Genomic DNA, 13,247 nt, shown 5'->3' with positions numbered 1-13,247 from the left:
GGGCGTACGACATGACCATCATTGACAAGACCGCGTCTGTCCCCGCCCCGCGCGACGGCAACGACTACGAGGGCTCGCTCCTCGAAGTCCGCGACCTGCACGTGGAGTTCCACACCCGTGACGGTGTGGCCAAGGCGGTCAACGGCGTCAACTACAGCGTGAACGCCGGTGAGACGCTCGCCGTGCTCGGCGAGTCCGGCTCCGGCAAGTCCGTGACCGCGCAGGCGATCATGGGCATCCTCGACATGCCGCCCGGCAGGATCCCGCAGGGAGAGATCTTCTTCCGCGGCCAGGACATGCTCAAGATGTCCTACGAGGAGCGCAGGCAGATCCGTGGCCGCAAGATCGCCATGATCTTCCAGGACGCGCTCTCCTCGCTGAACCCGGTCCTCACCGTGGGCTACCAGCTCGCCGAGATGTTCCGGGTCCATGAGGGCCTGTCCAAGAAGGAGGCCAAGGCCAAGGCCGTCGAGCTGATGGACAGGGTCAAGATCCCGGCCGCCGCGGCCCGGGTCAACGACTATGCCCACCAGTTCTCCGGCGGTATGCGTCAGCGCATCATGATCGCCATGGCGCTGGCCCTGGAGCCGGACCTGATCATCGCCGACGAGCCCACCACGGCTCTTGACGTGACGGTCCAGGCTCAGGTCATGGACCTGCTCGCGGAACTCCAGCGCGAGTACAACATGGGTCTGATCCTGATCACCCACGACCTCGGCGTGGTCGCCGACGTCGCGGACAAGATCGCGGTCATGTACGCGGGCCGGATCGTCGAGACCGCCCCGGTGCACGAGCTCTACAAGCGCCCCGCGCACCCGTACACCCGCGGCCTTCTCGACTCCATCCCGCGCCTGGACCAGAAGGGCAAGGAGCTCTTCGCCATCAAGGGTCTGCCGCCCAACCTGCTGCGCGTACCGTCCGGTTGTGCGTTCAACCCGCGCTGCACGATGGCGGAGGACATCTGCCGCTCCGAGATCCCGGCACTGCTTCCGGTCTCCGAGCAGGACGGCACGGAACTGGTCGGCCGCGGCAGCGCGTGCCACTTCTGGAAGGAGACGATCCATGGCTGAGCTCAACAAGTCCGACGAGCCCATGGACGCCACCCCGAACGTCACCGACGTCGAGACGGTCGACGCCGCCACCGAGGCCGAGGCGGTCGCCGCCATCGAGGCGCCCGTTTCGCAGGGTGAGCCGATCCTTCAGGTCCGTAACCTGGTCAAGCACTTCCCGCTGACCCAGGGCATCCTGTTCAAGAAGAACGTGGGTGCGGTCAAGGCCGTGGACGGGATCTCCTTCGATCTCTACCAGGGTGAGACGCTCGGCATCGTCGGCGAGTCCGGCTGTGGCAAGTCCACGGTCGCCAAGCTGCTGATGACGCTGGAGCGGGCGACCGCCGGCGAGGTCTTCTACAAGGGCCAGGACATCACCAGGCTGTCCGGCCGCGCGCTGAAGGCCGTACGCCGCAATATCCAGATGGTGTTCCAGGACCCGTACACCTCGCTGAACCCGCGCATGACGGTCGGCGACATCATCGGGGAGCCCTTCGACATCCACCCGGAGGTGGCGCCCAAGGGTGACCGCCGCCGCAAGGTCCAGGAGCTCCTGGACGTCGTGGGTCTCAACCCGGAGTACATCAACCGGTACCCGCACCAGTTCTCCGGCGGCCAGCGCCAGCGCATCGGCATCGCCCGCGGCCTCGCGCTCAACCCGGAGATCATCATCTGCGACGAGCCGGTCTCGGCCCTGGACGTCTCGGTCCAGGCTCAGGTCATCAACCTGATGGAGAAGCTGCAGGACGAGTTCAACCTCTCCTACCTCTTCATCGCCCACGACCTGTCGATCGTCCGGCACATCTCGGACCGGGTCGGCGTGATGTACCTCGGCAAGATGGCCGAGATCGGTACGGACACGCAGATCTACGACCACCCGACGCACCCCTACACCCAGGCGCTGCTGTCGGCGGTCCCGGTTCCCGACCCGGCCGCCCGCGAGGGCCGCGAGCGGATCATCCTCGTCGGCGATGTGCCGTCGCCCGCGAACCCGCCGTCCGGCTGCCGCTTCCGCACCCGTTGCTGGAAGGCCGAGGAGAAGTGCGCCACGGAGGTCCCGCTGCTGGCGATCCCCGAGCGCTTCAAGGGCGCCGACACCCCGGCGGCACACGAGTCCGCGTGCCACTTCGCCGAGGAGAAGGACGTCGTCCACGCGGCGTAGTGCTCTGTGCCTGAACGAAGGGCGCCCGGACCATGTGGTCCGGGCGCCCTTCGTTGCGTACGGCCCGAAAAGTCGTGCGTAACATCCGTCGGCTCCCAGGCGTGTTCATGGCAGAAGGGACGAACGGACAAGGAGCGGAGGGAAGATGCCGACGCAGTCGGACGAGTTCGACGCGTTCTACGCGGCTACGGCCAAGCGCGTGGTTGCCACGATCTATGCCGTCACCGGCGATCTCGCGGAAGCCGAGGACGCCGTGCAGGAGGCGTACGTGCGCGCCTGGCAGCGGTGGGACCGGCTGACCCGTGAGGGGGATCCGCTGCCGTGGGTGCGCACGGTCGCGGCACGGCTGGCGATCAGCACCTGGCGCAGGACCCGCAACCGTCTGCTCGCGCATCTCAGACACGGGCCGCCGGGGAACTCTCCCGAACTGTCCGCGGACCGTGTGGCGTTGATCGGGGCGCTGCGCGAACTGACCCCGGACCAGCGGCAGGTGGTGGTCCTGCATCACCTTCTCGACCTGCCGGTGGAGCAGGTGGCTCGCGAGACGGGCGCCTCCAGCGGTGCTGTACGCACCCGGCTCAGCCGGGCCCGGAAGATCCTCGGCGAGCGGCTCGCCGATACCACTGTCCCGTCGGAGGGGGTTGTCAGCCATGGCTGAGGTCGAGGAGCTGCTGGACGACGTCACACTGCGGATGCCGAGCGCCGCGGAGGTACGTGCGCGGGGGAACCGGCGGCGCGTGCGGCTGCGGGCAGGCGTGGCCGCCGTGGCGGTTGGTCTGGCGGGAGGGATGTCGTGGGCGCTGGCGCAGGGCGGCGGGCAGCAGGAGGTGCGGCCCGCCGGGATGCACACACCCCCGCCGGTCGCCGACCGTAACCCGTACAAGACGGGCGAGGAGTTCACTGAAGTGGCTGACCGCGATGTGCCGCTGTACGACACGTGGCACTGGAAGCTGGACGACAAGCCGGCCGGTGAGACCGGTGACCGGTTCCCGCGCGTGGGCTTCAACGACGCCTGCCCGGTGGCGCCTCCGGCCTCGCCGGACAAGCTCGACCAGGTCGCGTACACCGCCGTCTACCAGGGGGACGGTGGGGCCGTCGCCCGCCACCGCTATGCCGACTACGGCAGCGCCGCCCAGGCTGCCCGTGAGCTGGAGCGGCTGAAGGACGCACTCGCCGCCTGCGGTCTGGGGCCCCTGGGCACGGGCGCGGATGCCTCCTACGCGGGCACAACCAGAGGCGGTCCGTGGCTGCGGGTCGACATCGACACCGGCCCGAAGTGGATCTCGGTGATCGAAGTGCAGACCGGCAAGGAGTGAGCGGACCGGATGTCCTGACTGCATGCAAGGGCGGCCCATTCCCCCGGGATGGGCCGCCCTTGGGTCTGTTGGTTCATGCCTGGCGCGGTGCGATCCGTCACATCACCGCGAGGCCGTGTCGAAACCAGACCTGCCAGGTCGATTCGCTCACCGGAATGGCAGGGGCGGAACTGTCTCTCGGCCGCATCGACAGCGCTGAGGCTCATATCGAGGCGGCACGGAAGATCGCCGAGGGCTCGGATGTGAGCCGCGTCGGGATACGCATGGTGAGTGCGAGGGTTCACCACCGGTTTGGGCGGTACCGGCAGGCGCAAGAAGAAGCCGGGCCGGCTCTGCAGGAGGCGCTCAAGGGCAGCCCCCTTGATCTTCCCAGGCTGCATGGGCTGATCGGCGCCATCCACCTCGGTATGGGCGACGGGGAACAGTGCTTGCGGTCGTGCGATCTGGCGTTGGAACTCGCGTACCGGTCGGGGCAGCGCCTCGAGCACGCCCGCACCCTCATCACCCTGGGGCATGCGCGCAGGGCGGCCGGTGATGAGCAGGCCGCTCAGGCCGCCTGGCGGCAGGCGCACGGCGTGTTCGGCATTCTCGGTACTCCTGAGCAAGAGGACACGGCGGCACTCGTGCGGTGAACGACGCGGGCGCTCGCCCTGTGCACGGGACGGCCCTGCGGTACGCCGTCGACACGCGGGAGGTCACTCGCCCGGCAGCGTTACCATCCACCTGGATGCCCTGAAAGTGCGTTAAGTCGCGCATGGAGTGATATTCGGTCCTAAGTAAGGCTCAGGACTCGGGAGGCACTCCATGCGTGGAGCCACGCACGCCAGATTCGCCGCATGCGCGGTGGCTGTCGCCCTCGCGGCGACGGCCTGCGGCGGCGGCAGCGACAGCGGCGGCGGCGGTGGCGCCGACGGGATCGTGAAGTCCTCCTGGGGTGATCCGCAGAACCCGCTGGAGCCCGCGAACACCAACGAGGTCCAGGGCGGCAAGGTCCTCGACATGCTCTTCCGCGGACTCAAGCGGTACAACGCGAAGACCGGCGCGGCCGAGGACATGCTCGCCGAGAAGATCGTCACCACGGACTCGGTCAACTTCACGATCACCGTCAAGGACGGCTGGACCTTCAGTAACGGCGAGAAGGTCACGGCGAAGTCCTTCGTGGATGCCTGGAACTACGGCGCCCAGCTCAAGAACAACCAGAAGAACGCCTACTTCTTCGGCTATATCGACGGCTACGCCCAGGTCCACCCGGATACAGGGCAGGCCACCGCCCAGACGCTCTCCGGGCTGAAGGTCGTCAACGACCAGACCTTCACGGTCAAGCTGAACCAGAAGTTCTCCACGTTCCCCGACACCCTCGGCTACTCCGCCTTCTCGCCACTGCCCCAGGCGTTCTTCGACAACCACGACACCTGGCTCTCCAAGCCCATCGGCAACGGCCCGTACACGGTCGCGTCGTACGCCAAGGGCTCGCAGCTGTCCATGCGCACGTGGGACGACTACCCGGGCACCGACAAGGCGCAGAACGGCGGAATCGACCTGATTGTCTACACCGACAACAACACCGCCTACACCGACCTGACCGCCGGCAACCTCGACCTCGTCGACGATGTGCCGGCCGCGCAGCTCAAGAATGTCTCGGCGGACCTCGGAGACCGGTACATCAACACCCCGGCCGGCATCATCCAGACCATCGCCTTCCCGTACTACGACAAGGCCTGGGACACCCCGAACGCCGCCAAGGTCCGCACGGGCCTGTCCATGGCGATCAACCGCCAGCAGATCACCGACACGATCTTCCAGAAGACGCGTACGCCCGCGAAGGACTGGACCTCGCCGGTGCTCGGTGCGGACGGCGGCTTCAGCGAGACCCTGTGCGGTACGGCCTGTGAGTACAACCCCACCGAGGCGAAGAAGCTGGTCACGGAGGGGGGCGGCATCCCGGGCGGCCAGCTGAAGGTCTCGTACAACGCGGACACCGGCTCGCACAAGGAGTGGGTCGACGCCCTCTGCAACAGCATCAACAACGCGCTGGGCAACGACCAGGCCTGCGTCGGCAACCCCATCGGCACCTTCGCCGACTTCCGCAACCAGATCGGGCAGCACAAGATGCCCGGTCCGTTCCGCGCCGGCTGGCAGATGGACTACCCGCTCATCCAGAACTTCCTGCAGCCGCTCTACTACACCAACGCCTCGTCCAACGACGGCCTGTGGACCAACGCGGAGTTCGACAAGCTCGTCGACAAGGCCAACGCCGAGACCGACACGGCGAAGGCCGTCGAGATCTTCCAGCAGGCCGAGGAGGTCGTGCGCGACCAGATGGCCGCCATCCCGCTCTGGTACCAGAACGGCAGCGCCGGCTACTCGGAACGTGTCTCCAATGTCGCGCTGAACCCCTTCAGCGTGCCCGTCTACAACGAGATCAAGGTCAGCTGACGGCGGAAGGAAACCGGCCCGGCGTCCCCTGCGCGCCGGGCCGTCCCCCTTCCCACGACCCCCGGAGCCCTGATGGGACGTTATGTGATCCGGCGTCTGCTGCAGATGATTCCGGTCTTCTTCGGCACCACGCTGCTGATCTTCCTCATGGTGAACGTCATGGGCGACCCCATCGCGGGCCTCTGCGGCGACCGGCAGTGCGACCCGGCGACGGCCGCACAACTGCGCAAGGAGTTCGGCCTCGATAAGCCGGTGTGGCAGCAGTACCTGACCTACATGGGCAATGTCTTCACCGGCGACTTCGGCACCGCGTTCAACGGCCAGGAAGTCACCGAGCTGATGGCCGAGGCCTTCCCGGTCACCATCCGGCTCACCCTCGTCGCGATCTTCTTCGAGATCGTCATCGGCATCACCCTGGGTGTGATCACCGGGCTGAAGCGCGGCCGTCCCGTCGACTCCGGCGTGCTGCTGCTCACTCTGGTGGTCATCTCGATCCCGACCTTTGTCATGGGTCTCGTCCTCCAACTGCTGCTGGGCGTCGAGTGGGGCCTCATCAAGCCCGCCGTCTCACCGGAGGCGCCGCTGGGCGAGCTGCTGATCCCCGGCCTTGTGCTCGCCTCGGTCTCGCTCGCCTACGTCACCCGGCTGACACGGACCTCGATCGCCGAGAACGCCCGCTCCGACTACGTCCGCACCGCGAAGGCGAAGGGGCTCCCCAGAGGGCGGGTCGTCCGCCGCCATCTGCTGCGAAACTCACTGATCCCGGTGGTCACCTTCATCGGCGCCGACGTGGGCGCCCTGATGGGCGGCGCGATCGTCACCGAGCGCATCTTCAACATCCACGGCGTCGGCTACGAGCTCTACCAGGGCATCGTGCGCCAGAACACCCAGACCGTCGTCGGCTTTGTGACCGTGCTCGTCATCATCTTCCTGGTGGCGAATCTGCTGGTCGACCTCCTGTACGCCGTACTCGACCCGAGGATCCGGTATGCCTGAGCCGAAGCAGCCGTACTCCAACGGCGGGGCCATGGCAGGCACCGGCGCGGGTGGCACGATGGACCTCGCGACCACCGAGGGTGAGACGCTGGAGAAGACTCCCGGCGGCCCGATGGGCACCGGGCCCTCCGAGAAGCCCCGCAGTCTGTGGTCCGACGCCTGGCGCGATCTGCGGACCAACCCGATCTTCATCATCTCCGGCCTGATCATCGTCTTCCTGGTGATCATCTCCATCTGGCCTTCGCTGATCACGACGCAGAGTCCACTTCACTGCGATCTCGCCAAGGCTCAGCAGGGTTCCCAGCCCGGTCACCCCTTCGGCTTCAACGGGCAGGGCTGTGACGTGTACACCCGTACTGTCTACGGCGCCCGGGCTTCGGTCACGGTCGGCGTCTGCGCCACCGTCGGTGTCGCGCTGATCGGTTCCGTCCTGGGCGGTATCGCCGGCTTCTACGGCGGGGCACGGGACGGGCTCGTGTCCCGGCTCACCGACATCTTCTTCGGCATCCCGGTGATTCTTGGAGGTCTGGTCTTCCTGTCCGTCGTCTCCAGCTCCACCATCTGGCCGGTCGTCGGCTTCATGGTGCTGCTCGGCTGGCCCCAGCTCTCCCGTATCGCGCGCGGCTCGGTCATCACGGCGAAGCAGAACGACTACGTCCAGGCGGCGCGGGCGCTCGGCGCGTCCAACTCCCGCATGCTGCTGCGGCACATCGGCCCCAACGCCGTCGCTCCCGTGATCGTCGTGGCGACCATCGCGCTCGGCACCTATATCTCCCTGGAGGCGACCCTGTCGTTCCTCGGTGTCGGCCTCAAGCCGCCGACCGTGTCCTGGGGCATCGACATCTCCTCCGCCTCGCCGTACATCCGCAACGCCCCGCACATGCTGCTCTGGCCGGCGGGCGCGCTGGCGATCACCGTGCTCGCCTTCATCATGCTCGGCGACGCGGTGCGCGACGCCCTCGATCCCAAGTTGCGCTGAGGAGCCCGCCATGTTGCTCGAAGTGCGCGATCTGCACGTGGAGTTCCGTACTCAGGACGGGGTGGCCAAGGCCGTCAACGGCGTCAACTACACCGTGGACGAGGGGGAGACCCTTGCCGTGCTGGGCGAGTCGGGCTCCGGAAAATCCGTCACCGCACAGGCGGTCATGGGCATCCTGGACATGCCCCCGGGGAAGATCACCGGCGGCGAGGTCCTCTTCCAGGGACAGGATCTGCTGAAGCTCAAGGAGGACGAGCGGCGCAAGATCCGCGGGGCCGGGATGGCCATGATCTTCCAGGACGCGCTCTCGTCCCTGAACCCGGTGCTGAGTGTGGGCGACCAGCTCGGCGAGATGTTCACCGTCCATCGCGGGATGTCGAGGAAGGACGCGCGCGCCAAGTCGGTCGAGCTGATGGAGCGGGTGGGCATCCCCGCGGCCAGGGAGCGGGTGGGGCAGTATCCGCACCAGTTCAGCGGCGGTATGCGCCAGCGCATCATGATCGCCATGGCGCTCGCGCTGGAGCCCTCGCTGATCATCGCGGACGAGCCGACGACCGCGCTGGACGTCACCGTCCAGGCACAGGTGATGGATCTGCTGGCCACGCTCCAGAGCGAGCTCAACATGGGGCTCATCCTGATCACCCACGACCTCGGTGTCGTCGCGGACGTCGCGGACAAGATCGCGGTGATGTACGCGGGACGGATCGTCGAGACCGCCCCGGTCCACGACATCTACAAGGCCCCCGCCCATCCGTACACCAGGGGGCTGCTCGACTCGATCCCGCGTCTGGACCAGAAGGGCGAGCAGCTGTACGCGATCAAGGGCCTGCCGCCGAACCTGATGAGAATCCCGCCCGGCTGTGCCTTCAATCCGCGCTGTCCGCTGGCCCGGGACGTGTGCCGGACCGACGAGCCGCCGCTGTACGAGGTGTCCGAGAACCGCAGGAGCGCCTGCCACTTCTGGGAGGAGCAGCTCAATGGCTGAGGCGATCCTTCAGGTCCGCGGCCTGGTCAAGCACTATCCGCTCACCCAGGGCATCCTCTTCAAGAAGCAGGTGGGCGCGGTCAAGGCGGTGGACGGCGTCGACCTCGATCTGGTGGCGGGCGAAACGCTCGGCATCGTGGGTGAGTCGGGCTGCGGAAAGTCCACGCTCGCCAAGATGCTGGTGCATCTGGAGGAGCCGACGGCAGGGACGATCCGGTACAAGGGCGAGGACGTCACCAGACTGTCCGGCCGCGCCCTGAAGGCGGTCCGGCGGAACATCCAGATGATCTTCCAGGATCCGTACACCTCGCTCAATCCGCGGATGACGGTCGGGGACATCATCGGTGAGCCGTACGAGATCCATCCCGAGGTGGCGCCGAAGGGCGACCGGCGGCGCAAGGTCCAGGATCTGCTCGACGTCGTCGGGCTCAACCCCGAGTACATCAACCGCTATCCGCACCAGTTCAGCGGCGGTCAGCGCCAGCGCATCGGCATCGCACGCGGTCTCGCGCTCCAGCCGGAGATCATCGTGGCCGACGAGCCCGTCTCGGCGCTCGACGTGTCCGTGCAGGCCCAGGTGATCAACCTGCTGGACAGTCTGCAGAGCGAGTTCAGCCTGAGCTATGTCTTCATCGCGCACGACCTGTCGATCGTGCGGCACATCTCGGACCGGGTCGGCGTGATGTATCTGGGGCGGGTGGTGGAGATCGGCAGGGACGAGGAGATCTACGACCATCCGACCCACCCCTACACGCAGGCGCTGCTGTCCGCGGTCCCGGTGCCGGACCCGGAGGCGCGCGAGCACCGCGAGCGGATCATCCTGTACGGCGACGTCCCCTCCCCGGCGAACATCCCCTCGGGCTGCCGGTTCCGTACGCGCTGCTGGAAGGCGCAGGAGAGGTGCGAGCTGGAGGTGCCGCTGCTGGAGGTGCCCGCGGTGTTCCGGCTGGCGGAGGGGCCGGCGAAGCATGCGTCGGCGTGCCACTTCGCGGAGGAGGTACGCGTCGTGCCGGGGGAGGACGAGCTGGGCGGGGAGTGACGCGGGCCGGCGCCGCCGTTCGGCAAGGCGGGCCGGCCCTACGGCGGGCTGAGCGCGGCTCAGTCGTCGGCCAGGTCCTCCGCCGCGCGCAGCGCCGGGTCGAGGATGACCTCCTCCTCCCGTTCCCGCGTCGGGTCCTCCGGGAAGTGGCAGGCCGTCAGATGGCCGTCGCGGTTCCCCTCGATCCGCACCAGCGGCGGCTCCTCGGCCGCGCACTTCTGTCGAGCCTTCCAGCAGCGCGTACGGAAGCGGCAGCCCGACGGAGGTTCGATCGGTGACGGAACGTCACCCGCCAGCCGGATCCGCTCCTGCGAGTGCGCCTCCGCCTCGTCCGTCAGTGCCGCCTCCGGGACCGCCGACAGCAGCGCATGGGTGTACGGATGGCGGGGACGGTAGTAGATCGACTCACGGTCGCCCACCTCGACCACCTTGCCCAGGTACATCACCGCGACCCGCTGCGAGAAGTGCCGTACCACCGCCAGGTCGTGGGCGATGAAGAGGAACGCGATCCCCAGCTCCCCCTGGAGCTCCTGAAGCAGATTGACCACCTGCGCCTGGATGGAGACATCGAGTGCGGACACCGGCTCGTCCGCCACGATCAGCTTCGGCTCCAGCGCCAGCGCCCGCGCGACGCCGATCCGCTGGCGCTGACCGCCGGAGAATTCGTGCGGGAAGCGGTTGTAGTGCTCGGGATTGAGACCGACGATCTCCAGCAGCTCCCGCACCCTGTTCTCGCGGCCGCCTCGCGGCCGGATGTCGTTGATCTCCATGGGGCCGGAGATGATCTTGCCGACCGTCTGGCGGGGGTTCAGCGAGGAGTAGGGATCCTGGAAGATCATCTGGATCTGGGAGCGGACCGGTGCCAGCTGTTTGCGGTCCGCGTGGCTGATGTCCTGGCCCCGGTAGGTGATCTTCCCGGCGGTCGGCTCGAGGAGACGGGTCAGCAGACGGCCCGTCGTCGACTTGCCGCACCCCGACTCGCCGACGAGCCCGAAGCTCTCGCCCTCGTACAGCGTCAGATCGATGCCGTCGACCGCCTGTACCGACCCGATCCGCCGCTTGAACGGAAACCCGCCGAGGATCGGGAAGTGCTTGGTCAGGCCCTGCGCCGTCATCAGGACGTCGCCGCCCGCGGGCGCCCGGTCACGGGGGGCCGGGATGGTGGCTTCGTGCGCCATGTCGCGTCTCTCCCTAACCCAGCCGGGGCTTGATCTGCTCGATGAAGACCGTTCGCTTCTGCTCGTCCGTCAGATGGCAGGCGGAGCCTCGTCCCGGGGGCAGCTCCGGCCGTTCCTCCTCACACCTAGGGGGTGTCCCTGCGCCACCGACCATCGACGGGTAGCCGCAGCGCGGATGGAACGGACAGCCCGACGGCGGCGCGAGCAGACTCGGCGGCGCCCCCGGAATCGGCGTCAGCAGCTCCGAGACGTCCGAGCCGAGCCGCGGCATCGACCCCAGCAGACCCCAGGTGTACGGATGCTGAGGATCGCGCAGAATCTCCCGTACCGAACCCCGCTCGACCGCCCGCCCGGCGTACATCACCAGCAGATCGTCGGCGACATTCGCGACCACGCCCAGGTCGTGCGTGATCAGGATGATCGCCGAGCCGAACTCCTGCTGGAGATCGCGCAGCAGATCGAGAATCTGCGCCTGCACGGTGACATCCAGCGCCGTCGTCGGTTCGTCGGCGATCAGCAGCTCCGGATTGCACACCAGCGACATGGCGATCATCGCCCGCTGCCGCATGCCACCGCTGAACTGGTGCGGATAGTCGTGCGCCCGCAGTTTTGCCTGCGGAATGCCGACCTTCTCCAGCATCTGAACCGCCCGGGCCCATGCCTCCCGCTTGGAGGCTCCCGTGTGCTTGCGGAACGGCTCCGAGACCTGCCGTCCGATCGTGTAGTACGGCGAGAGCGCGGTGAGCGAGTCCTGGAAGATCATCGCCGCCTTGTTGCCGCGCAGCCGCTCCAGCGTCCGCTCCCCGGCTCCGGTCAACTCCTCGCCGTCCAGCACGATCTCGCCCCAGGTCTCGGTGAACTTCGGATCGTGCAGACCGAGGATGGAGAGATTGGTGACGGACTTCCCGGAGCCGGACTCACCGACGATGCCGAGCGTCTTGCCCCGCTCCAGATCGAACGAGATCCCGTCGACCGCCTTGACGATGCCGTCCTCCGTGGAGAAGTGGACGTGCAGATCGCGTACGGAGAGAAAGGGGCCGTCGGCCGCGGGGGATGCCGGCTGATCGGTCTTGGTCAGCGTGGTCACTCAAGACTCCTATGCCAGCCGCACACGCGGATCGAGCAGGGCGTAGACGGCGTCCACGACGATGTTGAAGAAGACGATGGCCGCCGCGCTCACCAGCATCACGCCCATCAGCATGGGCAGATCGGTGAGCTGGACGGACTGCACGGCCAGCCGGCCGATGCCGTGCAGCGTGAAGGTGACCTCGGTGATCATCGCGCCGCCCAGCAGCGAGCCGAGGTCCATGCCGAAGATGGTCAGCACCGGGGCGACCGCGCCCCGCATGGCGTACCGGAAGAACACCGTCCGGCGGGCGAGCCCCTTCGCGCGGGCCGCCCGGACATGCTCCTCCTGCAACTGCTCGACCATCAACGACCGGGCCAGCCGGCTGTAGTTGGCGACGAAGATCATGGAGAGCACCAGCCAGGGCAGGATCATCCCGGTGAACCACCCGGCCGGATCCTCGGTGATCGGGCGGTACTCGGGCTGGTCCAGCCAGCCCAGATTGGAGACGAACAGCGCCAGACAGAGCACGCCGACGAAGTAGATCTGCAGCGACGAGCCGAGCAGCGACAGCGAGCTGAAGAACTTGTCGACCCAGGTGCCACGGCGCGCGGCGGCCAGCAGACCGATACCCACGCCGACCGTGAGGAAGACGGCCGCGCCGCCGAAGGCCAGCGAGAGCGTGGTGGGGAAGCGGTCGAGGATCGTGCCCCACACCGATTCCTGATTGACGAACGAGTAGCCGAAGCAGGGCGCGTCGCAGTGCCCGACGGAGAAGTCGCGGCCCGCGAAGATCCCCACCATGAAGTCCCAGTACTGCACCGGAACCGGCTTGTCGAGGCCGAGGTTGCTGTTGATCAGCGCGAGCGCGGCGGGATCGCAGTTCTTTCCGCAGGCCAGCCGGGCGGGTTCGGCGGGCAGCGCGAAGAAGAGGAAGAAGGTGACCGCGCTGATCACCAGAAGGATGACGAGGGCACCGAGCGTGCGGCGGACGAGGAATCTCAGCATGGCTTCGCGGGCTTCCGGTGAGAGGGACCGGCC

The 13,247-nt window shown here is 67.6% G+C and carries 13 protein-coding genes; 10 read left to right on the top strand and 3 right to left on the bottom strand.

Features of this window, described 5'->3' with window-relative positions; genetic code table 11:
* Positions 1-11 precede the first annotated feature (11 nt).
* The 10 genes from OG905_RS15005 (at position 12) to OG905_RS14960 (ending at position 9,962) form a co-directional block, all read left to right on the top strand.
* Entirely contained in the window at positions 12-1,070 is a 1,059-nt protein-coding gene (locus tag OG905_RS15005) for an ABC transporter ATP-binding protein (RefSeq protein ID WP_328669902.1), read from the top strand.
* Entirely contained in the window at positions 1,063-2,211 is a 1,149-nt protein-coding gene (locus tag OG905_RS15000) for an ABC transporter ATP-binding protein (protein ID WP_328669899.1), read from the top strand. The genes OG905_RS15005 and OG905_RS15000 overlap by 8 nt, the downstream gene beginning before the upstream one ends.
* A 145-nt stretch (positions 2,212-2,356) precedes the next feature.
* Positions 2,357-2,869, top strand: a complete 513-nt coding sequence (locus OG905_RS14995; protein ID WP_328669897.1) for a SigE family RNA polymerase sigma factor — start codon at positions 2,357-2,359, stop codon at positions 2,867-2,869.
* On the top strand, positions 2,862-3,527 hold the full coding sequence (locus OG905_RS14990) for a hypothetical protein (RefSeq protein WP_328669895.1): 666 nt from the start codon (positions 2,862-2,864) through the stop codon (positions 3,525-3,527). Before OG905_RS14995 ends, OG905_RS14990 begins: the two co-directional genes overlap by 8 nt.
* Positions 3,528-3,586: 59 nt before the next feature.
* Complete coding sequence (locus tag OG905_RS14985) at positions 3,587-4,159, top strand: tetratricopeptide repeat protein (protein WP_328669892.1); 573 nt, start codon at positions 3,587-3,589, stop codon at positions 4,157-4,159.
* Between the two features lie 172 nt (positions 4,160-4,331).
* Positions 4,332-5,963 (top strand): peptide ABC transporter substrate-binding protein, encoded by a 1,632-nt coding sequence (locus tag OG905_RS14980; RefSeq protein WP_328669889.1) that lies wholly within the window; start codon positions 4,332-4,334, stop codon positions 5,961-5,963.
* A gap of 72 nt (positions 5,964-6,035) precedes the next feature.
* Positions 6,036-6,959 (top strand): ABC transporter permease, encoded by a 924-nt coding sequence (locus tag OG905_RS14975; RefSeq protein ID WP_328669887.1) that lies wholly within the window; start codon positions 6,036-6,038, stop codon positions 6,957-6,959.
* On the top strand, positions 6,952-7,938 hold the full coding sequence (locus tag OG905_RS14970) for an ABC transporter permease (protein WP_328669885.1): 987 nt from the start codon (positions 6,952-6,954) through the stop codon (positions 7,936-7,938). Before OG905_RS14975 ends, OG905_RS14970 begins: the two co-directional genes overlap by 8 nt.
* A 10-nt stretch (positions 7,939-7,948) precedes the next feature.
* Positions 7,949-8,923: an ABC transporter ATP-binding protein gene (locus OG905_RS14965; protein ID WP_328669883.1), complete on the top strand. Its 975-nt coding sequence runs from the start codon at positions 7,949-7,951 to the stop codon at positions 8,921-8,923.
* Positions 8,916-9,962 (top strand): ABC transporter ATP-binding protein, encoded by a 1,047-nt coding sequence (locus OG905_RS14960; protein ID WP_328669882.1) that lies wholly within the window; start codon positions 8,916-8,918, stop codon positions 9,960-9,962. The genes OG905_RS14965 and OG905_RS14960 overlap by 8 nt, the downstream gene beginning before the upstream one ends.
* Positions 9,963-10,021: 59 nt before the next feature.
* Here OG905_RS14960 and OG905_RS14955 read toward each other — a convergent pair whose 3' ends face one another.
* The 3 genes from OG905_RS14955 to OG905_RS14945 are packed head-to-tail and all read right to left on the bottom strand — an operon-like array spanning position 10,022 to position 13,214.
* A complete protein-coding gene (locus tag OG905_RS14955; RefSeq protein ID WP_328669881.1) occupies positions 10,022-11,140 on the bottom strand; it encodes an ABC transporter ATP-binding protein in 1,119 nt (372 codons plus the stop codon).
* Between the two features lie 13 nt (positions 11,141-11,153).
* Positions 11,154-12,227, bottom strand: a complete 1,074-nt coding sequence (locus tag OG905_RS14950; RefSeq protein WP_328669879.1) for an ABC transporter ATP-binding protein — start codon at positions 12,225-12,227, stop codon at positions 11,154-11,156.
* A gap of 9 nt (positions 12,228-12,236) precedes the next feature.
* On the bottom strand, positions 12,237-13,214 hold the full coding sequence (locus tag OG905_RS14945) for an ABC transporter permease (RefSeq protein ID WP_328669877.1): 978 nt from the start codon (positions 13,212-13,214) through the stop codon (positions 12,237-12,239).
* Positions 13,215-13,247 lie beyond the last annotated feature (33 nt).

It is taken from the genome of Streptomyces sp. NBC_00322 (assembly GCF_036147535.1).
GTDB lineage: Bacteria > Actinomycetota > Actinomycetes > Streptomycetales > Streptomycetaceae > Streptomyces.
The sequence above is the reverse complement of the archived record's forward strand: the minus strand, read 5'-3'. Positions and strand labels throughout refer to the sequence as shown.